20 protein-coding genes and 1 tRNA gene are annotated in these 20,809 nt (G+C 72.2%); 9 read left to right on the forward strand and 12 right to left on the reverse strand.

Features of this window, described 5'->3' with window-relative positions; genetic code table 11:
• The first annotated feature begins 190 nt into the window (after nt 1-190).
• The 5 genes from ACERMF_RS11445 to ACERMF_RS11465 all read left to right on the forward strand — a co-directional run bounded on the left by ACERMF_RS11445 (nt 191) and on the right by ACERMF_RS11465 (nt 4,456).
• Nucleotides 191-1,063, forward strand: a complete 873-nt coding sequence (locus ACERMF_RS11445) for a c-type cytochrome (protein WP_373669214.1) — start codon at nt 191-193, stop codon at nt 1,061-1,063.
• Nucleotides 1,050-1,976 (forward strand): Rieske 2Fe-2S domain-containing protein, encoded by a 927-nt coding sequence (locus ACERMF_RS11450; protein WP_373669215.1) that lies wholly within the window; start codon nt 1,050-1,052, stop codon nt 1,974-1,976. Before ACERMF_RS11445 ends, ACERMF_RS11450 begins: the two co-directional genes overlap by 14 nt.
• Nucleotides 1,973-3,346: a cytochrome bc complex cytochrome b subunit gene (locus ACERMF_RS11455; protein ID WP_373669216.1), complete on the forward strand. Its 1,374-nt coding sequence runs from the start codon at nt 1,973-1,975 to the stop codon at nt 3,344-3,346. The genes ACERMF_RS11450 and ACERMF_RS11455 overlap by 4 nt, the downstream gene beginning before the upstream one ends.
• Nucleotide 3,347: 1 nt before the next feature.
• Nucleotides 3,348-3,764, forward strand: coding sequence for a hypothetical protein (locus ACERMF_RS11460; RefSeq protein WP_373669217.1), 417 nt, complete (start codon nt 3,348-3,350; stop codon nt 3,762-3,764).
• Nucleotides 3,765-3,847: 83 nt separating this feature from the next.
• The gene (locus ACERMF_RS11465; protein ID WP_373669218.1) at nt 3,848-4,456 is read left to right on the forward strand and encodes a DsbA family protein; all 609 of its coding nucleotides are present in this window, start codon (nt 3,848-3,850) and stop codon (nt 4,454-4,456) included.
• Nucleotides 4,457-4,489: 33 nt separating this feature from the next.
• Here ACERMF_RS11465 and ACERMF_RS11470 read toward each other — a convergent pair whose 3' ends face one another.
• Complete coding sequence (locus tag ACERMF_RS11470) at nt 4,490-4,864, reverse strand: ACT domain-containing protein (protein ID WP_373669219.1); 375 nt, start codon at nt 4,862-4,864, stop codon at nt 4,490-4,492.
• Between the two features lie 121 nt (nt 4,865-4,985).
• On the opposite strand from ACERMF_RS11470, the gene ACERMF_RS11475 reads away from it, so the two are divergent.
• Nucleotides 4,986-5,058, forward strand: a tRNA-Asn gene (locus tag ACERMF_RS11475).
• Nucleotides 5,059-5,125: 67 nt separating this feature from the next.
• Here the strand turns inward: ACERMF_RS11475 and ACERMF_RS11480 are convergent.
• The gene (locus ACERMF_RS11480; protein WP_373669220.1) at nt 5,126-6,091 is read right to left on the reverse strand and encodes a zinc-binding dehydrogenase; all 966 of its coding nucleotides are present in this window, start codon (nt 6,089-6,091) and stop codon (nt 5,126-5,128) included.
• Nucleotides 6,092-6,125: 34 nt separating this feature from the next.
• On the opposite strand from ACERMF_RS11480, the gene ACERMF_RS11485 reads away from it, so the two are divergent.
• Nucleotides 6,126-6,689 (forward strand): macro domain-containing protein, encoded by a 564-nt coding sequence (locus tag ACERMF_RS11485; RefSeq protein WP_373669221.1) that lies wholly within the window; start codon nt 6,126-6,128, stop codon nt 6,687-6,689.
• Nucleotides 6,690-6,846: 157 nt separating this feature from the next.
• On the opposite strand, the gene ACERMF_RS11490 is transcribed toward ACERMF_RS11485, so the two are convergent.
• From ACERMF_RS11490 to ACERMF_RS11510, 5 genes are all read right to left on the reverse strand, one after another.
• Nucleotides 6,847-8,058, reverse strand: a complete 1,212-nt coding sequence (locus tag ACERMF_RS11490) for a glycosyltransferase (RefSeq protein ID WP_373669222.1) — start codon at nt 8,056-8,058, stop codon at nt 6,847-6,849.
• A gap of 41 nt (nt 8,059-8,099) precedes the next feature.
• Entirely contained in the window at nt 8,100-8,945 is an 846-nt protein-coding gene (locus tag ACERMF_RS11495; protein ID WP_373669223.1) for a hypothetical protein, read from the reverse strand.
• Between the two features lie 56 nt (nt 8,946-9,001).
• Nucleotides 9,002-10,363, reverse strand: coding sequence for an RNA polymerase sigma factor (locus ACERMF_RS11500; protein ID WP_373669224.1), 1,362 nt, complete (start codon nt 10,361-10,363; stop codon nt 9,002-9,004).
• A 165-nt stretch (nt 10,364-10,528) separates the two neighbouring features.
• Nucleotides 10,529-12,394: a DNA primase gene (gene dnaG, locus ACERMF_RS11505; protein ID WP_373669225.1), complete on the reverse strand. Its 1,866-nt coding sequence runs from the start codon at nt 12,392-12,394 to the stop codon at nt 10,529-10,531.
• A 74-nt stretch (nt 12,395-12,468) separates the two neighbouring features.
• Nucleotides 12,469-12,903 (reverse strand): DUF3151 family protein, encoded by a 435-nt coding sequence (locus ACERMF_RS11510; protein ID WP_373669226.1) that lies wholly within the window; start codon nt 12,901-12,903, stop codon nt 12,469-12,471.
• Between the two features lie 150 nt (nt 12,904-13,053).
• Between ACERMF_RS11510 and ACERMF_RS11515 the strand changes: the two genes are divergently transcribed.
• Nucleotides 13,054-14,799 carry a M61 family metallopeptidase gene (locus tag ACERMF_RS11515; protein ID WP_373669227.1) on the forward strand — a complete coding sequence of 582 codons (1,746 nt, stop codon included), beginning with the start codon at nt 13,054-13,056 and terminating at the stop codon, nt 14,797-14,799.
• Nucleotides 14,800-14,809: 10 nt separating this feature from the next.
• Here ACERMF_RS11515 and ACERMF_RS11520 read toward each other — a convergent pair whose 3' ends face one another.
• The 4 genes from ACERMF_RS11520 to ACERMF_RS11535 form a co-directional block, all read right to left on the reverse strand.
• Nucleotides 14,810-15,676, reverse strand: a complete 867-nt coding sequence (locus ACERMF_RS11520; protein ID WP_373669228.1) for a sulfite exporter TauE/SafE family protein — start codon at nt 15,674-15,676, stop codon at nt 14,810-14,812.
• Nucleotides 15,677-15,721: 45 nt separating this feature from the next.
• A complete protein-coding gene (locus tag ACERMF_RS11525) occupies nt 15,722-17,272 on the reverse strand; it encodes an ATP-binding cassette domain-containing protein (RefSeq protein WP_373669229.1) in 1,551 nt (516 codons plus the stop codon).
• Nucleotides 17,273-17,509: 237 nt separating this feature from the next.
• Nucleotides 17,510-17,899: a hypothetical protein gene (locus ACERMF_RS11530; RefSeq protein WP_373669230.1), complete on the reverse strand. Its 390-nt coding sequence runs from the start codon at nt 17,897-17,899 to the stop codon at nt 17,510-17,512.
• A 41-nt stretch (nt 17,900-17,940) separates the two neighbouring features.
• Nucleotides 17,941-18,840, reverse strand: coding sequence for an alpha/beta hydrolase (locus tag ACERMF_RS11535; protein ID WP_373669231.1), 900 nt, complete (start codon nt 18,838-18,840; stop codon nt 17,941-17,943).
• A 158-nt stretch (nt 18,841-18,998) separates the two neighbouring features.
• Between ACERMF_RS11535 and ACERMF_RS11540 the strand changes: the two genes are divergently transcribed.
• On the forward strand, nt 18,999-19,328 hold the full coding sequence (locus ACERMF_RS11540; RefSeq protein ID WP_373669232.1) for a hypothetical protein: 330 nt from the start codon (nt 18,999-19,001) through the stop codon (nt 19,326-19,328).
• A gap of 1 nt (nt 19,329) precedes the next feature.
• On the opposite strand, the gene ACERMF_RS11545 is transcribed toward ACERMF_RS11540, so the two are convergent.
• Nucleotides 19,330-20,679, reverse strand: a complete 1,350-nt coding sequence (locus tag ACERMF_RS11545; RefSeq protein ID WP_373669260.1) for a glycine--tRNA ligase — start codon at nt 20,677-20,679, stop codon at nt 19,330-19,332.
• Nucleotides 20,680-20,809: the final 130 nt, after the last annotated feature.

Below are 20,809 nucleotides of genomic sequence, written 5' to 3' on the forward strand. Positions count from 1 at the left end.
CCTTGCTGGGGGACGTCGAGGTCGCAGCCTGCCAGACGTCACGGCCCGCCCAACGGGCCGGTCGCCGAGTGTCGGGGCCCGGGCGCCCGTGGGTAGGCTGCCGCCTCCGTCGGGGGCACGCGCATCGCGCTCCAGCGCCCCCACGTGACGCTCCCCTCCGTCTTGATGCCTCCGCATGAAAGGTGAGGCCGTGTCGGCCGACGCATCGACGTTCGCGTCGGACCGTGGCCGTCGAGGGGCCCGCTTCGTGCTCGGGCTCGTGGCGGTCGTCGCGGTCGCGATCGGCCTCAACCTCCTCTTCGGTCCCGACGCCCGGGCGCAGGAGCCGGGCCTCGGCGCACAGTGGGCACAGGACCCCGAGCTCGTCGACCGCGGCGCGCAACTGTTCGGGGCCCACTGCGCGCTCTGCCACGGTGAGCAGGGCCGTGGACTGCAGCAGCCGGGCCCGCAGGCGGGGCCGCCGCTGCTGGGCGTCGGTGCCGCTTCGGTCGACTTCATGGTGCGGACCGGCCGCATGCCGATGACCGACGCGCAGCACCGGCTGCAACGTGGCGACCAGCGGTTCAGCGACCCCGACCGCCGGGCGCTGGTGGCGTTCGTCGAGAGCCTCGCGCCCGGCGAGGGCCCCGACATCCCCGACATCGAGGGCTGGGAGGAAGCCGACCTCTCGCACGGCCTCGAGTTGTTCACCCGCAACTGTGCGGCCTGCCACGGCCCCACCGCCCAGGGCATCGCCGTCGGCCAGCGCGACGTGTCCTCGACCCTGGACGTCGCCTCACCGATCGAGATCGCCGAGGCGATCCGTTCGGGCCCCGGCGTGATGCCGCGCTTCCTCGACGACACCATGGACGAGGAGGACCTGCAGGCGGTCACGGCCTGGGTCATGGACCTGCGCGACCGCGAACGGCCCGGCGGCTGGTCCTTCGGTCGCTCGGGCCCGGTCGCCGAGGGTGCGATCGCCATCGTGCTCGGACTCGGGCTGCTCGCGATCGTGATGTACCTGCTCGGTGAGAAGGCCCACGACGAGTACGACGAGGTGGAGGAATACCGTGGCGAGCGGTGAGCGGGGCGGCACGCGTGCCGACCAGTGGCGCGAGCAGCGCGAACGCGAGGACCGGGGCGCCCGCGTCGCTGCCCTGTTCTTCGTGGTCGCCATCGTGGCCGCGTTCGGGCTCATGTTCGTCTACGTGGCCGGCGGGCAGACCCAGCTGGAGGGGCTGCTGCTGTTCATCGCGTTCGGGGCCGTCGGCACCGGACTCGGTGTCTGGGGGAAGAAGGTCGTCGGGCCGAAGATCGTGGTCGAGGAGCGTTACCCGATGCGGTCCTCGGACCAGTCGCGCGACGCCTTCGAAGCCGCCTACGAGGAATCGCTCGGTGAGGCGGTCGTCGGCGGCCGACGGCGATTCCTGCTCCGCCTGCTCGCCGGCGCTGGCGCGTCGCTCGGGCTCGCGCTGCTGGTCCCGCTGCGCAGTCTCGGGCCGGGACCGGGCGGTGACATGTTCGTCACCGAGTGGCAGGACGGACGACGGCTCGTCGACGCGTCCGGGAACCCGATCCGCCCCGAGCAGATGTCGGCCGACGAGGTCCGCACCGTCTTCCCCGAGGGCGCCGAGGGCGACGCCAAGGCGCAGGCGCTGCTGATCGGTACCCGTCCCGACCAGCTCGATCGCGACGCGTTGCCGCGCGAGACCGTCGACGACCTCGTCTGTTATTCGAAGATCTGCACCCATGCCGGCTGCCCGGTGGGGCTCTACCGCGCCTCGGTCGGCGAGCTGATCTGCCCCTGCCACCAGTCGACCTTCGACGTCAACCGCGCCGCGATCGTGGTCAGCGGACCCGCCGGCCGTGGCCTGCCGCAGCTTCCCCTGGGCGTCGACGACGCCGGCTACCTGGTCGCCACCGGCGACTTCAGCGAACCGGTCGGCCCCTCGTTCTGGAACATGACCCACGACGTGCAGGCGGAGGACGTGACGTGAGCGCTTCCGACACCCGCCGCCGGCACGGCGGTCCCGTGGACGACCTCGCCCGCTGGCTCGACGACCGTCTGCGTCTCGCCGAAGGCTCGAAGAAGTACCTCAACAAGGCGTTTCCGGCCCACTGGTCGTTCCTGCTGGGCGAGGTGGCCCTGTTCTCCCTCGTCGTGCTGCTGTTCACCGGCACGTTCCTGGCGTTGTTCTACACGCCCGACGCCCGCCTGGTGGTCTACGACGGCCCGTACGCGCCCCTGCAGGGCATGGAGATCTCGGCCGCCTACGAGTCCACGCTCCGCCTGTCGTTCGAGGTGCGTGCGGGCCTGCTGATGCGCCAGATCCACCACTGGGCCGCGCTGGTGTTCGTCGCCGCGATCGTGGCCCACATGCTGCGCGTGTTCTTCACCGGCGCGTTCCGCAAGCCACGCGAACTCAACTGGGTCATCGGCGTCGCGCTGCTCCTGCTCGCCTTCGGCGCCGGCTTCACGGGCTACTCGCTCCCCGACGACCTGCTCAGCGGCACCGGTCTGCGCATCGGCTACTCGGTGGTGCTGGGCATCCCGTTCATCGGTCCGCTGCTCGGCTTTCTGCTGCTCGGCGGCGAATACCCCGGGACGGACACGATCAGCCGTCTCCACATCGCCCACGTGATGCTGATCCCGGCTGGCCTGCTGGCCCTGCTCGGCGCCCACCTCGCCATCCTGATGCGGCAGAAGCACACCCACAAGCCGAGCAACCTCGCCCGCGAGGACAACGTCGTCGGCGAGCCGCTGTTCCCGAGCCAAACCCTGACCACGCTCTCGCTCGGGGCCTTCACGATCGCGGTGCTCTCCCTGCTCGGTGGGTTGTTCGAGATCAACCCCGTGTGGCTGTACGGCACCTACGAGCCCTACGAGGTCTTCGCCCCGGCGCAACCGGACTGGTACATGGGCTGGACCGAGGGCCTGGTCCGGCTGTGGCCGGCGTGGGAATGGACGATCCTCGGCGTCACCCTGCCCTCGACGTTCCTGCCCGCCGTCGGCATCGGGGGCCTGATCTTCACCGTCATGTTCGCCTGGCCGTGGATCGACCGCCGATGGGTGGGCCGTGACGACTTCGAGCACCACCTGCTCGAGCGCCCGCGCGACAACCCGTTGCGGACCGGCATCGGGGTCGCGGCGCTGACCTTGATGGCGGTCATCTTCGTCGCCGGCTCCAACGACGTCATCGCGTCCAACCTGACCATGGGTCTGCAGACGCTGACCAACCTGCTCCGCCTGGCCTGCTTCGTGCTCCCCCCGATCGCGGGGTACGTCGCCTACCGGCTCGCCTGGTCGCTCAAGCGCAGCGAGACCTCGGTCGAGGCCGCGGCGGCAACCCGGTCCGGGTCGGACTGACGTGACGGCGTTCCACCGCTATCTGGGTGCCCTCGTGGTGCTGTTGTTCGTCGTGATCGTGCTGTGGGCGCTGCTGCTGCGCGTCGCCCGGCGCGAGGAGGCGCCCGACGGGCTGTGGGCGGTCCAGCACTGGACCGAGAACCTGCTCGTCGTACAGACGGTGCTCGGCATCGTCCTGCTGCTGCTCGGACGGCGCGTGTTCGCCCAGCCCGACGCCTGGCTGCACTACCTGTACGGCTCGTTGTTCCCGCTCATCGCCATGGTCGCGGGTCGCCTCGCGAGCATGCGCCGTGAGCGGTTCTCCTACCTCGGCCTGGCGTGGGGCGCGTTCTTCGCCTTCGGGTTGACGCTGCGCGCGTTGCAGACCGGCTGCGGGTACAGCATGGGCGAGATCGCCCGTTGTCTGCGTCTGGCCTGATGGCCAGCGTCACCGGGGAAGATCGCGGCGCCTGGTGACGTTGAACCCTGCCCACCCCCTTTCCCCCGACTCGAGGAGTTCGCGTGCGTCTGCGCTTCGGCATCACCTTCGACTACCTGTGCCCGTTCGCCAGGAATGCCAACGAGCACGTGGTGGCAGCCCTACGCGGCGGCGCCGACTGGGACGTCGACTTCGTGCCCTACAGCCTCGCGCAGGGGCACGTCGAGGAGGGGCAGCCGGACGTCTGGGATCACGACGACCCCGAGGCCGCCTCGGGGATCCTCGCGCTGGAGGTCGGACTGCTGGTCCGTGACCGCTACCCCGACGCGTTCCTCGACGTCCACGAGGCCCTCTTCGCCGCCCGCCACGACGAGGGCGGCGACCTCAAGGACCCGAAGGTACTGGCGGCCGCACTCCGTACGGCAGGACTCGATGCCGAGGCCGTGCTCGCCGACGTCGCCGAAGGCGAGGTCCGCGAGCAGCTGCGCAAGGAGCACGACGCCGGCGTCGCGGAGTATCACGTCTGGGGGGTACCGACCTTCATCGCCGGTGACCGTGCCGTGTTCGTGCGCCTCATGGACCGTCCCGAGGGCGACGTCGCCAAGGCGACCCGCAGCATCGAACAGGTCATCGACCTCGTGGTGAACGCGCCCATGCTCCACGAGTTCAAGCAGACCGACCTGCCGCGGTAACGGCCGGCGTCCCTGCCGCGGTAACCGAAGGCGTCAGACGCCCAGGATCTCGCGGGCGCGGGCGATGTCGTCGGCGACCACGACCAGTCGGCTGCCACCCGCGATGTAGGCCTGTTCGATGTTGACGCCGGCATCGGCGAGCTTGCGGCAGGCCGCACCGAGGTGACCGGGTTCGTCGGGCAGCGCGACGATGGCGACCTCGCGCGCCGCCTTGACGTCGAAGCCCGCGTCGCGCAGGACCAGGACCGCCTCGTCGGCCTTGTCGACCAGCAGGTGCACGATGCCCTTGCCCTGCCCGGTGAAAGCGCTGATGGCCTCGATGTTGATGCCGGCCGTGCCGAGCGTCTCACCGAGACGTGCCACCACACCGGGCTCGTCGTCGGGGATGATGACCAGGTCCTTGCTCACAACGGCCTCGCATGTCGGTGGTCGTCGAGGCTAGCCGGCGCACCGTCGCCCGCGCGACGGCGGCGTTCGAGGCTGCCGACGGCCGTTGCTACACTGCCCGCCGCGCTCGGCGCTGCTTCATTCCGGGGTAGCTCAGTTGGCAGAGCGTTCGACTGTTAATCGAAATGTCGCCGGTTCGAGCCCGGCCCCCGGAGCCTCGCAACACCCCGACGGCCGCCCCCTGGGCGGCCGTCGTCGTGTGTCAGCCCGGTCGCGTCGCGCTCAGCCGGACCGAGTCAGCACCAGCTTGCCGAACAGCTCGCCCGCGACCATGCGCCCGAAGGCCGCACGCGCCTCGTCCATCGGCAACACGTCGTCGATCAGGGGCCGCACCCCCGTCGCGTCGAGGAACCGCACCAGCCGCTGGAGTTCGGCGCGCGTGCCCATCGTGGAACCCACGACGCGCAGCTGGCGGTAGAAGACCCGCGCAAGGTCGGCAGGCGGGTTCGGACCAGAGGTGGCTCCCGAGACCACCACGACACCGCCCGGTTCCAGCGCGCGGAGCGAGTGCTTCCAGGTCGCCTCGCCCACGGTCTCGAGCACCGCGTCGACGCGGCCCGGCAGGCGCTCGCCCGACAGCACGCCGACATGGGCGCCCAGATCGAGGGCCTGCGCGAGCTTCGCCTGGTCGCGGCTGGTGACGCTGACGTGCAACCCGGCGGCACGCCCGAGCAGGATGGCGGCGGTCGCGACCCCCCCACCGGCGCCCTGGACGAGCACCCGGTCACCCGGGCGCAGTTCCCCACGGGTGAACAGCATCCGGTACGCGGTGAGGTAGGCCGTGGGCAGGCACGCGGCTTCCTCGAACGACAGCCCAGCCGGCTTGTCGATCAGGTTGCGCGACGGCACCGCGACGAGGTCGGCGAACGTGCCGTCGTAGCGTTCGGAGAGGATGTTGAAGTCGGACGCGAGCGTCTCGTCGCCGTCCGAGGTGGCGACCACGGCGTGCACGACGACCTCCCGGCCGTCCTCGGTCACCCCCGCCGCGTCGCAACCGAGCACGATGGGCAGCCGGTCGGGGTCGATGCCCACGCCGCGCAGCGTCCAGACGTCATGATGGTTGAGTGAGGCGGCCCGCACCCGCACCACCTCCCAGCCGGGAGGGGGCGAGGGGTCGGGGTGCTCCCCCAGGCGCAGGCCCGCGAGCGGGTCGTCGGGTGTGGCGGCGGTGGCAGTGATGGCAAACATGCCGTGACCATAGACGGCGAGCGAGGAACCACCGATGGACGAGTCCCCGCAACGAACGCGCACGCTCGGCACGACGCGCATCGTCGCCCGCACCGGCGACCTGACCGCGCAGGACGTCGATGCGATCGTCAACGCGGCCAACGCCGGACTGCAGCACGGTGGCGGCGTCGCGGGCGCCCTCGCTCGCGCCGCCGGCCCCACCTTGCAGGCCGAATCCGACGAGTGGATCGCCGCGAACGGCCCACTGCGCGACGGCGTGGCGGCCGTCACCGCAGCAGGTGACCTGCCCTCGCAGGTGGTCGTGCACGTGGCAGGCCCGATCTACCAGGCCGATCGTGGCGACAACGCCGACCGCCTGCGGTCGGCCGTGCTCGCCGCCCTCGACGCCACGGCGGCACGCGGGCTGCGCACCATCGCGTTCCCCGCCATCTCGGCCGGGATCTACGGCTACCCGCGGCCGGAGGCCACCCGCATCCTGGTCCAGGCGGTCGCCGACTGGACCGCTCGGCACCCGGGGACCCTCGACGAGGTCCGCCTCGTCGGCTTCGACGCCGGCGCCCGCGACGACTTCGCAGCAGCGCTCGCCTCCCTGCCCTGACCGGTGAACCATCGCGCCCGCCACCTCTCCGACCCCGAAGTCATGTCGCGCCGACGGCTCACGGTCGCGCAGATCCCGCAACGTTGACGACCCGGCGCGACACGGGCCGGCTCCCGCGACATGGACCGGCTGCCGTGACATGGCGGCGGTGTGGGGATCAGGGGGTGGTGGCTGTGGCGTGGAGGTGTTCGGCGGGGCCGGAGGCGAAAGGGCGTTCACCGGCGAGGACGCGTTCGACGAGCCACGCCGCCAGGTCGGGTCCGAGCTGGGCAGCCTCGTCGGCCAGCCGTCGGGCCGCGTCGGCGGGCCGAGGGTCGGCGAGGTGGCGTACGACCGTCCACCGCAGTCGGCGTGGGGAAAGGCGGCCCGGCCGCAGCACCGCGGCGACGCCGGCTTCCTGCAGGCGCGCGGCGGCCTCCCACTGGTCCCCCAGTTGCGGCACGACGACCATGGGGACCGCGGCAGCGGCGGCCTTCGACACGAAACCGCCGCCGCCTGGCCCGATGGCGAGGGCGGCCTCGGCGAGGAGCGGCCGGTGCGGTCCACGCCCGACGACGACCCGGCCGTCGATCCTGGGCGCGAGGTCCGACGAGGTGATCACGACTCTCAGGTCGAGGTGCCGCAGCGCGTCGAGGGCCGCACGCCCGAGTCCCCCGGCCGCGTCCGTGGCGGTCGAATCGGTCACCAGCACGAGCGGGTCGTCGCCGGCCGGAGGCGCCAGTGGTGCCAACGGCGGCTCGACCGCCAGCGGCCCGACGACGTGCGCCCGCGCCGGCCACTGCAGGCGGGGCCGCTCGAGCCCGGGCAGCGTGGCGACCAGCCGCAGGGCGGGGGCGGCGACCCGCTGCAGTCCGATACCACGCGCCGCTTCGGCCGCCTGCCGCCACCCCTCCGCGAGCGAGGCCGCCTGCTTCACGTGGATACGCCGGTCGTCGAAGCGCCGTAGCGGATGCCGTGCCGGATGCCGACCGGATCCCACCGGTGGCAGGTCCGATGCGGGATCGGGCAGGTGGTGCGGGATCGTCTCGACCCACGGCACCCCCAGCAACTGGGCGGCGAAGGAACCGGCGCGGGTGAGCAGGTCGGCGACGACGAGGTCGAGGTCGCGTTGACGGAGGGCGGCAGCCAGGGGCAGCGCCATCGCGGCACCGCGCTGCCACAGCAGGTGGCCGAAGTCACCGTCGTGGTCCGTCGGCTCGAGCAGGGGCAGTTCGAGGAAGTCGCAGCCGTGGTGGGCGGCAAGCCGCGCGTGCTCTCCGCCGCTGCAGAACAGCACGTCATGACCGCGCTGCACCAGCGCTGCACCGACACCGAGCGCCGGATAGGCATGACCGGCGTCTGGACCGGCGACGACGGCGATGCGTCCCACGCTGCCTCCTGACGGCCGCGGCAGCCTATGGTCGCATCGCGTCAGAACGCGAGGTCGGTGACCGTCGGCGTGGTCGGCGTGAGGAACGCGTCGCACCAACCACCGACGCGGGCCGCGAGGCGCGGGTCGTGGACGCGGACGAGGACCTCGACCGCGTCGGGTGCCGGAGCGGCGGGCCACCGAACGACCGTGACACGATGGGCCTCGACGCGCAGGCGCGTCGCCCAGTGGTGGCGCACGGTGTCGGCCGCGGTTCCGTGGCTGGCGCGAACGACGACCCGGATCCGTCCGGCGTCCACCTCGGCGTGGTCACGAAGCCAGTCCAGGCCACGGGCGACGAGCTCCGCCCGGGTCCCGGCGATCGTCAGTGCATGGGGATCGCTCTCGGAGATGGCGGCGAGCAGGCCGAGCCCCGATGCGAACGGCGGGTCGCGCCGCAGCCGGTCCGCCGCCTCGTCGGCGGCCGTACGACGCCGGCTGTCGGCGGCGCGATGGGCGGCAGCGGTCGTGTCGTCGGCGCGGGCCGTCGGTCGCGGGACGGCCGCCAGGCTCTCGCCCACCCAGGCGCGTACCAACAGCTCGTCGGCCGGCAGCCGGGCGGCGATCGCCCGGGGGCTCAGACCCGCGCGCCGCAACGCACGTGCACGCGCCGGGCGGGTGTCATACGGGTCGTCGTCGGGCGTCGGCACCCGCGCAACCGCACCGTCGGCCGGCGCGTCGGTGACGACGGTCAGCGCGGGCAGGCTGGCGGGCGCGACGGCGCGGCGGGCGCGGGCGGTCAGCGCGAACGCGACCGGCTGGTCGGCCTCGTCGTCGAAGGGCAGCAGCGGTTGCGCCGCGGGGACCGAGCGCGCCGCGGGCAACTCGTGAACCTGGTCGTCGTCCATGCCCCGACGCTACGCCGAGGGTGTGACACGCCCGGGCCGGAGCGAGCCGGACCGGATCAACCGCGCAGGTAGCCCTCGAGGGCGTCGGCGAGTGCGGGATGGCGCAGCTTGGCCAGCGCCTTCGCCTCGATCTGGCGGATGCGTTCGCGGGTGAGCCCGAGTTCGGATCCCACCTGCTCGAGGGTCTGCGGCTGTGCGTCGCGTAGGCCGAAGCGGCGTTCGATGACGGTGCGTTCCCGGATCGAGAGCTCGTCGAGGACCATGGCGAGGTGCTGCTGCAGGAGCAGGTAGGCCGCGGCGTCGGCTGGCACGATCGCGTTGGCGTCCTCGATGAGTTCCCCCATCGAGGCGTCGCCCTCCTCGCCGACCGGCGCGTCGAGGGACGTCGGGTCGACCGCCAGCCGCCGGAACTCCTCGATCTTGTCGACGGGGAGCTCCACCGCCCGGGCGACCTCCTCGGTGGTCGGTTCGCGGCCCAGCCGTTGCACCAGCTGGCGTTCGACCCGCTTGATCTTGTTCATCGTCTCGACCAGGTGCACCGGGATGCGGATGGTGCGGGACTGGTCGGCGATGGAGCGGCTGATCATCTGCCGGATCCACCACGTGGCATAGGTCGAGAACTTGTACCCACGGGTGTAGTCGAATTTGTCGACCGCCCGCATCAGGCCGAGGTTCCCCTCCTGGATGAGGTCGGGGAACAGCAAGCCACGGCCGAGGTAGCGCTTGGCGATGGAGACGACCAGGCGCAGGTTCGCCTCGGTCAGGGCCGCCTTGGCGTTGCGACCGAGGCGCTCGATGCGCCGGAGCCGGGCGCGCTGTTCGGGCGAGAGCTCGAGCATGGAGTCGAGCTCCGCACCCGCGGCAGCGCCCGCGTCGACCCGCTTGGCGAGATCGACCTCCTCCTCGGGGGTGAGCAGGTCGACCCGACCGATCTCGTTGAGGTAGAGCCGGACGGCGTCGACGTTGGCCGTGCCGTCTGCCGCCGCCGGCGTCGTCGTCACCCCGTCCGGGGGGCTGTCCTCGACGATCGCGATGCTTGCCCGTCGCAGCTGCCTGGCGACGACCAGGGCGACGCTGCCGTCCAGACCGGCCCGCTTGAGCGCGTCACCGACCTCGGTGGTGGTCACGAAGCCGCGGTCGCTGCCGACCTCGAGCAGTTCTGCCACCTCGGGGGTGCGTGAGATCGACTCGCGCTCAGCGAGGTCGACGACGTCGGCGTGACGAGCGGCATCGGCGGCCGCGGCGTGCACGTCCTCGCCTGGGCCGTGCGCGGTCGCGGCGAGGTCGGCGTCGCTCGGTTCAGGCTCGTGCGGTGGGGGGGGCAGCGCCTCCGGCCGCTCGGCATGCAGGGTCGTCACCGTGGCCACGCCGTCGGTCGCCGCAGGAGCCGTCGACCGGGGCCCGTCGGCAGGCGGCACGGACGACTCCTCTCGGTCCCGTTCGTTGACTGACCGGCCCTCGGCCGGCGAGGCACCGGCGGCCGCTCGACCCCCGCTCCCCCTCGAACCGCAGGCTAACGGTCACCGTCCGCCGAGGGAGGCCGTCTTCGGTGCCGCGCTCGGGTCGCGCACACCCCGCACGAGCTAGTCCTCGCTGACCGACGTCAGCGCGCGCCGACGCGCCTCGAGTTCGCGGAGTTCACCGAGCACCGCCATCAGTTCCTCGCGGTCGCTGGTGTGGTGCAGCGTCTGCAACCGCTGCTTGAGGGTGCGCTCCTCGGCCTGCAGCCGGTCCGCGAGCAACGAGCGGACCCGCCATGCCGCGACGTCGGCGTCGATGGGCACCACCTCGTCCTCGAGCGCGATCTCGCGGATCTTGCCGCGCAACGAGTCGTCGGGCGCCGCATCGAGGACGGCGGCGAGCTCCACGCCGGCGCCCCCAGCCGTCTGGACGGCGGCGAACACCTGGCGCGCCACCGGATGGGTGAAGTCGTCCTCGGCCAACTCGAACCACTCGTCGGGCAGCCACTGCGGTACCTGGAGCGCCGTCCGCAGGACGTCACGCTCGCGACGGACCCTCGCCCGGTCGAGCGAGGCCACCCCGCCGACGCTGCCACCACGCCCCTGCCGCGCCTGCCCCATCGGCGCCACGCCCTCGTGGGCATCGAGTTCGACCCCCAGGCGTTTCGCCGAACGCACGACGAACTCGTAGGCGACGCCGATCCCGGCGGCCACCTCGGTGCGGGCCCACTCGCGGCGCAGGTCGAGGTCGGGCTCGCGGCCCACGATCTCGATCGCCTCGTGCAGGGCGGCCGTGCGACCGGCCTCGGACCCCAGGTCGGCCCCGGCCAGACGGCGTCGCAGCACGAAGGGCACGACGGGCGTCGCGCCGGCGACGGCGTCCCGCATGCCCTCCACGCCCATGTCGCGCACGAGGTCGGCCGGGTCGCGTCCGTCCTCGAGCACCAGCACCCGCAGGTCGAGATCGGCGCCGCCGCCGTCGCCACCGAGGGTCCGGGCGGCTTCCCACGCCCGCTCGGCGGCCTTGACCCCCGCCTCGTCGCCGTCGAAGGCGAACACGACCTTCTGCGCGTAGCGCGACACCATGCGCAGGTGCTCGACCCCGACGGCCGTGCCGCAGGTGGCGACCGCGTTGCCGAACCCGGCCTGGTGCAGCGCCATGACGTCGGTGTAGCCCTCGCAGATCAGCACCTGCTGGGTCCGCACGATGTCGGCGCGCGCCTGCGGAACGCCGTACAGGACGCGGGTCTTCTTGTACAGCGGGGTCTCGGGCGAGTTGAGGTACTTGGGCGGGTCGAAGTCGCCGTAGTCGAGCCCCGGGAGAATGCGCCCGCCGAAACCGATGACGTCGCCGCCGGGGTCGTGGACGGGGAAGATCAGGCGGCCGCGGAAACGGTCACGCAGGCCACCTCGCTCGTTACGGACGACCAGGCCGGTCTCGATCAGGTCCTCGGCGCGGAAACCCTGCCTGGTCAACGCCTGCGCCAGGCGCTCCCACTCGTTCGGGGCGAAGCCGAGGTCGAACCGCTGCGCGTCCTCGCGACCGAAGCCGCGTTCCTTGAGGTAGGCGCGTGCGACCTCCCCGGCATCGGCGTAGAGCGTACGTGTGAAGAACTCCAGCGCCGCGGCGGTCACCTGCACGAGCCGCGAGCGCTGTCCGACGGCTTGTCGGTCGCGCGTGGACATCTCCTCGTAGCGGAGCGTGAAACCGGTGCGCCGTGCCAGGGCCTCGACGGCCTCGGGGAACTCCAGGCCCTCGATGCGCATCAGGAAGTCGTAGAGGTCGCCGGACTCGTCGCAGCCGAAGCAGTGGAAGAAGTTGCCGTCCGGCGCGACGGTGAACGAGGGCGTCTTCTCGTTGTGGAACGGGCACAGGCCCTTGTAGCGGGTACCGGCGCGCTTGAGGGTGGTGTAGTCGCCGACGACCGCGACGGCATCCGCCTGCCTGCGCAGGGTCTCGATGTCGTCCTTGAGGATCCGCCCGGCCACCTACCGCCGCCTTTCGCTTCGCCTGCCGCCCCGGCCCTGCAGCCGCCCCGGGAGCCGCCCCGCAGCCACCTGCCTCAGGCGACGACGTTGGTGTCGGCCCAGTCGGGATCGAGCTCGTGCAGGAACCCCGTGATGCGTTCGACCTCGCTGGTCTCGCCGATCTCGGCCGCGGCGGCGCGCAGGCGGACCAGGCAGACCAGGAAGCCGCGGTTGGTGTCCTGCGACCAGCGGACGAACCCGCGTCCACCCCAGCCAGCGGCACGGAGCGCATCGAGCCCGCGGTGGTAGCCGACGCGCGCGTAGGCATACCGCTCGATCGGTTCGCGTCCGAGCTCCGCCAGCTCCGCCCAGCCCTCGACGAAGGTGGGGTGGTCGGCGACGACCCGGCTCGTGGCCAGCAGCCGCGCGTCGGCGTCGGCCGCGCGCGCCTCCGCCAGCCCTTGACGCGCCGCCTCGGGCGCCAGGGGCAACACGGTCTCGTGCCGGTCGGCCATGGGAAGTTCGGGCACAGCACACCTCGAGTTGTCGACGACGACGCCGCGCCCGCGCATCGGGCACGGCCGACGGTCCACAGGGTCCGTCGCCGAGCGAAGGTAGCCGCCGACGCTGGCTAGCCTCGCCGTCCTCCCCACACCCGTGCGCCCGACCCGGAGGCCGTCGTGACCGTCCGCTACGCCGTCGACCTCCGCGACCGGCTGCACCACCTGGTGCGCGTGACCCTCTCGGTTCCCGCCGAGCACGCCGCCGGCGCCCGGATCGTGCTGCCGGTGTGGACGCCCGGCAGTTACGTGGTCCGGGACTACGTCCACCACGTCCAGTGGATCCGGGCCGTCGATGCCGCCGGCGCCGAGGTCGACCTCATGCCCGACGGGCACACGGCCTGGCGGCTTCCCGAGCGGGCCTCCGGCGCGCACGAGGTCACCCTCGAGCTGTACGCGAACGAACTCACGGTCCGCACCAACCACGTCGACGACCACCACGCGCTGCTGATCCCCGCGGCCACCTTCCCCTACCTCGAGGGAGCCGAGCACGAACCACACGTGGTGCACCTGCCGGCCGTCCCCGCGACCCACCGGGTGTGGTCGCTGCTGCCCGCGGGCGAGGAAGCCGACACCTACGTGGCCGAGCACCGGGACCACCTCGTCGACAGCGCCTTCGAAGTCGGTGACCTGCCGGCGGTCGAGTTCGAGGTGGCCGGGGTTCCGCACGCGTTCGTGTGGGCCGGTCACGGCGGCCGCCCCGACCTCGATGCGATCGCCCGCGACGCGACCGCGATCGGCGAGGCCGCCGTCTCGCTGTTCGACGGCGTGCTGCCGGTCGACCGCTACGTCTACCTGTGCACCGGCTGGCACGAGGGTGGTGGGGGCCTCGAGCACCGCGAGGGCTCGGTGCTGCAGATGCCGATCCGCACGTTCCAGGACGCCGACCTGCTGGCCCGGTTCCAGTCGCTGGTCGCCCACGAGTACCTGCACCTGTGGAACGTGAAGCGCCTGGTTCCCGCTGCGCTCGTCGCACCCGACTACGAGCGCCCCACCCACACCGAGTCGTTGTGGGTCGCCGAGGGCTGGACCGCCTACTACGACGAGCTCGTCCCGCTCCGTGCCGGCGTGTGGACGCTGACCCGGTTCCTCGACAACCTGCGTGACACCTGGCAGCGCGTCCTCGACACCCCGGGGGTCGCGTTGCAGTCGCTGCGCCGCGCCGGCCACGAGGCCTGGGTGAAGCACTACGTCCGCGACGAGAACACGCTCAATGCGAACACCGACTACTACGGGCACGGCGCGTTGGTGGCCTGGTACCTCGACCTCCGGCTGCGCGAACGTCAGCCGGATGGCGACGGGCTCGACGACGTGTTCCGGTTGTTGTGGCGGCGGCACGCCGACACCGCCGAGGGCTACACCGAGGCCGACGTCGAGAAGGCGGTGGCCGACGTCGCAGGCGAGGACTTCGGGCACGTGTTCGCCGCACACGTCGCGGGTACGGAACTCCCGCCCGTCGACGACGCGCTGCACGCTGTCGGCCTGAAGGTCGTCGCCACCAGCGGGGACGAGACGCCCGACCTCGGGGTCCATGTCACCGAGGACGACCACGGCGTCGTCTTCGCCACCGTGCTGCGCGGGCGACCGGCCTGGCAGGCGGGCCTGACGGGTGGCGACCAGCTCGTCGCGGTCGACGGCACACGGGTAGGGCGGGGGCACCTCCCGGGCATGTTGCAGGCCCGTGGTGCCGGCGACACCGTCGAGGTGACCGTGCTGCGGGGCCCCCGGATGCTGACGCGGACCGTGACGCTCGGCGCTCCGCGCCCGGGACGGCGGTTGGTCCGCGACGAGGCCGCGAGCGACGCCCAGCGTGAGGCCTTCCGGCGCTGGACCGGCACCGCATGGGACGCGGCGCCGAGCGCCTGACGTCCCCGGGTCAGGTCGAGTACTGCCACGCCGCGGCGACCAGGGCGACGACGACCACCATCGCCCGGAGCGGGCCGGCGGGAAGTCGCCGGCCGTACCGGCTCCCGAGCCCGCCGCCGATGGTGGCACCGACCGCGACCAGGCCCACGATGCGCCAGTCGACGTCGGCGATCGCGATGAACAGCAGTGCCGAGACCAGGTTGGCGATGCCGGCGAGGACGTTCTTGATGCCGTTGACCTGCGGCATCCCGCCGGCCACGAAGATGCCGAGCACCGCGAGCAGGATGACGCCCTGCGCCGCACCGAAGTAGCCGCCGTAGATGCCGGTGAGGAACACGATCACGTACAACACCGGGCTCGTGCGGATCGCCACGGGTGCGTCCGCAGTCGCGGCGTCGGTCACCGGCACGTGGCCGCCGGGTGCGTCGCTGACCGGTCCGTCGGCCATCGCGGCGTCACCTGCGGTCGCCGCTGCCGCCGCGCTCCGCTCGCGGCGCGCGGCCACCCAGGCCGCCACCCTGGGCTGCGCTGCCGCCAGCACCGCCGAGAGCAGCAACAGCGGTGGGATGACCTGCTCGAACGCCTCGGGTGGCAGGGCGAGCAGAAGCGCGCCGCCGATGATCCCGCCGACCGCGGACGCCGACACCAACTGCAGCACCAGCTTCTTGCGTCCCGACAGCGTCGCTCGGAAGCCGTAGGCGGCCGCGGCCGATCCCGGCACGAGTCCGACGGTGTTGGACACGTTCGCCACGACCGGCGGGAAGCCGAGCGCCAGCAGGGTCGGGAAGGTGATGAGGGTCCCCGCGCCGACGACCGCGTTCATCGCCCCGGCGGCCACACCCGCAGCAAGGATCAGGACCGCATCGACGATGGTCACATGCAAACCTTTGCGAAGCCAGAGCACAAGGGGGCGGGGCGCAGGCTACGGCACGTCGTCACGGGCGCCGCGCACGGAGACGGTGACGGCGCCCCGGTCGACGGTCCAGGTCGAGGTGGCGACCGACGCGGCCAGCCCCTCGTCGTGGGTCACGAGCAGCAGTGCGCCGCCCCAGTCGCGCAGCGCCGTCTCCAGGCGTTCGATCGACGGCAGGTCGAGGTGGTTGGTCGGCTCGTCCAGGACGAGGACGCTCGCCGACCCCGCCAGTGATCTCGCCAGGGCCAGCTTGCGCACCTCGCCCGGTGAGGGCGCGTCGGTGACCAGAAGGCGGTCGGGATCGACGCCGAGTGTCGCGAGCGTGCCGAGCACTCGCCCGCGCTGCCCGGGATCGAGCCGAACGACCTCGCCCAGGACCGCCGCCGGCGCCGGCAGGCGCTGCGGCAGCACCGCCACCTCCTCGGAGGTCTCGGCCAACGCGCGCAGCAGCGCCGTGACCAGGGTCGTCTTCCCGGCCCCGTTGACGCCCTCGACGTGCACCCGTTCACCGCGGTGGAGCGCAACGTCGACGCCGCGCAGCCAGACCTCGCCACCTGCGTGCTCGACGTCGCCGCGAACACGGGCGAGGATGCGTCGGCCCGTGTCGAGGTGCCGGAACCCGATCTCTCCGCCGAGGCTGCGCCGCAGATCGAACGCGTCCGCCGCCTGCTCCGCACGACCGACGCGGGCGTTCATCTGCGTCACCCGGCGGGCGAGTGCCGCTTCCGCCTTGCGCTGGGCGAACTTGCGGCCGGCCTCCCGTGCATCCGGCTGCGAGGCACCGGCAAGCCGCCGCTCGCGGTGGGGTGCGGCCTCGGCGCTGTGGCGATCCCGGCGCAGGTCGGCCAGGACCCGGCGTTGGCGCCCGACCTCACGCCGGGCGCGGTCGTGCGCCGCGCGTTCGGCGGCTTCCGCCTCGCGCCAGCGGGCGGCTGCCTCGACGTAGCTGCCGGCGTGCAGCTCCAGCCGACCGCCGGCGACGCGCACGGTGCGCGAGGTGAGACGCGCGAGGACGCCGCGATCGTGGCTGACGATCAACCCCAGCCCGTCGAAGCCCGCCAGTACCTCCAGCAGCAGGTCGCGGGCCGCCACGTCGAGATGGTTGGTCGGTTCGTCGAGCAGCAGCAGGTCGGGCTCGTCGGCCAGGGCGGCGGCGACCTGCCAGCGCTTTCGCTGCCCCGGCGACAGCGCCGCCCATCCACGTCCGAGGTCGGGATCGAGGTCGTCGGGGTCCAGGGCGAGCCGGCGTCGGAGGCGCTCCGCCACACCGTCCCAGTTCCACGCGAACCCGCGGACGTGGTCGGTCAGCTCGTCCACCTCCTGCGGCACGAGACGCGGCGGTGCGGCCGCATGGACGTCGAGCTGCCCCGACGACGGCGCGAGTTCACCGGCGAGCAGGCGCAGCAGCGTGGTCTTGCCGGCACCGTTCGGTCCGACCACGCCCACGAAGGGACGGGGCTCGGACGCGGTCGGTGCGGCGAGGTCGAGGGTGGCGTCGTCGAGCACGGCCGCCGCGAGCGTGTGGGCGTACGAGACGCCCCGCAGGTGCAGCGAGGTCACGATGGTCCCTTGCATCGCGTGCCGGCGACGACACGCGTGGTCCAGCCGGCGACCGCGTCAGCCGCGCACGAAGGTCGCGGAGGGACGAGCGCCGGGAGCGGCGTGGTCAGCCGTGGACCCGCAAGGAAGGGCTCCGTGGAGGGGACGTGGACACGACCGGCGGCAAGCAGTGCCTGCGGCGCGGACGTCGAGGACGCTAGCTGTTGCCAGGCGGGTGGTCCAGCGTTCCGCGCGGAGCTACAACTCGGTGCGCAACTCGTCGAGGCGACGACGCACCTCGCGCAGCCGCTCGGTGGCGTGGTGCAACACCGCCGGGTCGAGCTCGGGCCGTGCGAAACGGTCGGTCAGCACCTCGACCTCGAGCGTGAGCAGTTCGACCTCGGTCCGCACCCGTTGCACCACGTCGAGGGTGGCCAGCGGCCGGGCCACGATCGCCTCGTGCAGCAACTTGCGGGCTCGCTCGTCGCGACGCAGCACGTCATGGTGGACGTCGGCCCGGCGCAGGAGTTCGTCGAGATCCGGGAGCGCACGGTCGTAGGGCAGGGCGAGCAGGACGTCCTCGAGCCGGACGAGTGCGTCGTCTGCCTCGTGTGGACCCGGTACCGGGTCGTTGCGGTCCTGCGACACGACCGCACCTCCTCACCGAGACGCCATGGTATCCACCGTCGTCAGCGGATCGAGGGCATCACGCGGTCGAAGAAGGTGGCGACCGCATGGACCGCCGGCTCGACCACGGCCTCGTCGTCGTAGAGGGCCACGTGCTCGTCGGTCTCCAGCCAGACCAGTTCGCCATCGGCCGCCGCTGCGAGGCGTTCGGCCGCATCCGGGGCGCAGTAGTCGTCGCGACGGCCGTGGACGACCAGCAACGGGGTCGGCGGAAGCCGTTCGGCCCAACTCGCCGCGTCGAACGTCAGCAGCGCGTGGATGGACCGGCGCGTGACCCGGTTCTGCCAGTGCGGCGATGCGGCCCGCTCGGTGCCGTAGTAGGCGTAGGGCTCCCTGCCCGGCATCGCTGCTTCGCCGTCCCCGTCGGCGACGGCGGCGAGGTAGGCCGGCTCGCCGCTGGCTCGCTCGTGGGTCGCCACCTCGCTGAGGTCGCGCAGCACCCGCCGGTAGTTGTCAGGCCCCATGCCGCTGCGGAACGCCGCCGGATCGTTGAAGCAGCCCGCGACCACGGCGCACGCGGCGACGCGCGGATCGGTGGCGGCGAAGCGGACCGCGTAACCGCCGCCGAGGCAGATTCCCAGCACGCCGAGGCGACCCGCGTCCACGTCGGGATGAACGGCGAGTTCGGTGAGCGCATCGGTCAGGTCCGCCAGCTTGCCGCCGCTGTCCTCGTGTTGGCGGGGGGTGCCGCCGGACTCTCCGAAGTTGCGGTGATCGAAGGCGAGCGTCGCGAATCCGAATTCGCTCAGCCGTGCCGCGTACCCGCCCGTGACCTGCTCCTTGACGCCGGTGAGCGGCCCGGTGAGGACGATCCCCGGCCACGGCCCCGGCCCGGGCGCCTGCGGGAGGCGCAGGTGCCCCACGAGCTCGACCCCACCACTTCCGAAGGTCACGCGTTCCACGGGCGGTCTCCCTCGCTCCCCTGGCAGTATCCGCCGATGGACGCCGACGTCACCGTCCCAGTCGCGGCGCGCACGGCAACCGTTGTCGTGCTGCCGGAAGCGAGCGGGGAGGACGCGCGTCGTCAGCAGCGCCGGAGCTCGTCGGGCAGGATGTGACCATGGAACACATCCCCTCCCCCAAGGAACTCCGCAGCGCCGCGCGCGCCTGCACCTTCCTCGCCTACGCGGCCGGTCTGGCCGGCGTCGCCGGCGGGACGCTGATGCTGCGCGACGACGAGCTGGCCATGGCGCTGGTGCTGTACACGGTCACCTTCGCCGTCGGTGCCGCGCTGATGGGGGTCGCCGTCCTGGTGCGCGCCGTCGCCGGGATCTCGACCCAGCTGCACCGGGTCGAGTCCGACGTACGGGTACTGGTCGGCGACCGCGTCCGCGGCGGACCGGGTCCCGGGGAACGCGATCCATGGACCGGCCACCACCCGCCCTACTGAGTCACCATCCGGGCAGGCGTTCGGCGAGGTAGTCGACCAGGCGGTCCATCGACACGCGGTCCTGCGACATCGTGTCGCGGTCGCGGACGGTCACGGACTTGTCGTCGACCGACTCGAAGTCGACCGTGACACAGAACGGGGTCCCGATCTCGTCCTGGCGGCGGTACCGCCGGCCGATGGCCTGCGTCTCGTCGTAGTCGCACATCCAGCGCACCTTGACCGCGTCGAAGACCTGCTTCGCCAGCGGGGTCAGTTCCTCCTTGCGCGACAGTGGCAGCACGGCGACCTTGTAGGGCGCGAGCCGCTTGTCGAGCTTCAGGACGGTCCGGTCCTGCAACTCGCCCTTGGCGTCGGGCGCCTGTTCGACGCGGTAGGCGTCGAACAAGAACGCCAGGGTCGCGCGCGTGGCACCGGCCGCCGGCTCGATCACGTAGGGCACGTAGCGGTGGTCGTTGGGCTGGTCGTAGTACGACAGGTCCTTGCCGGAGGCCTCGGCGTGGGCCTTGAGGTCGAAGTCGGTGCGGTTGGCGAGCCCTTCGAGCTCGGACCAGCCCATCGAGGCGTCCGGGAAGTAGTACTCGATGTCGACCGTGCGCTTCGCGTAGTGGGACAGCTCGTCCTCGTCGTGCTCGCGGATGCGCAGGTTCTCGGGACGGATGCCCAGTTCGGTGTACCAGCGCATGCGCTCGTCGATCCAGTACTGGTGCCACTCCTCGTCGCTGCCCGGCTCGACGAAGTACTCCATCTCCATCTGCTCGAACTCGCGCGTGCGGAAGATGAAGTTGCCCGGCGTGATCTCGTTGCGGAACGACTTCCCCATCTGCGCGATGCCGAACGGCGGCTTCTTGCGGGTGGAGCGCTGCACCGTCGCGAAGTTGACGAACATGCCCTGTGCGGTCTCGGGGCGCAGCCAGGCGATGTTGGTGTCGGAGGCGATCGGACCGACGTGGGTCTTGAACATCAGGTTGAAGTTGCGCGGGTCGCCCAGCGTCGGCTTCTTGCAGGTCGGGCACTGGATCTCGCCCTCGGCGGTCTCCGAGCCCAGCTGGGCCTCGCGCAGGTGGTCCTCGCGGAAGCGCTGGTGGCAGTTGCTGCACTCGACCAGCGGGTCGGAGAAGTTGGCGAGGTGCCCCGATGCCTGCCACACCTCGGTGGGGCCGAGGATCGCCTGCTCCATGCCGACGACGTCGTCGCGCAGTTGCACCATCGTGCGCCACCACTGGCGCTTGACGTTCTCCTTGAGCTCGACGCCCAGCGGCCCGTAGTCCCAGGTGGAGCGCACGCCGCCGTAGATCTCGGCGGTCGGGAAGATGATGCCGCGCTGCTTGCACAGCTCGACGATCGTGGCCAGTTCGACGCTGACGCTGGGGGACGCTTCGGACACGGGTCTGCTCCTGACAGGACGCACGCCACCGCTGGCTGCGGCGGCGAGCCGCTCAGCCTATCGGCCGCCGTCGATCCGCTTCCGCCGTGCTCGCGGC

Origin of the sequence: Egicoccus sp. AB-alg6-2 (assembly GCF_041821025.1) — a bacterium.
Taxonomy (GTDB): Bacteria; Actinomycetota; Nitriliruptoria; order Nitriliruptorales; family Nitriliruptoraceae; genus Egicoccus.

Excerpts from the sequence above, each read along its gene's own strand:
- ACERMF_RS11480 (WP_373669220.1), bottom strand. The coding sequence starts at position 6,091 with ATGTTTGCCATCACTGCCACCGCCGCCACACCCGACGACCCGCTCGCG.
- ACERMF_RS11485 (WP_373669221.1), top strand. The coding sequence starts at position 6,126 with ATGGACGAGTCCCCGCAACGAACGCGCACGCTCGGCACGACGCGCATC.
- ACERMF_RS11495 (WP_373669223.1), bottom strand. The coding sequence starts at position 8,945 with ATGGACGACGACCAGGTTCACGAGTTGCCCGCGGCGCGCTCGGTCCCC.
- ACERMF_RS11540 (WP_373669232.1), top strand. The coding sequence starts at position 18,999 with ATGGAACACATCCCCTCCCCCAAGGAACTCCGCAGCGCCGCGCGCGCC.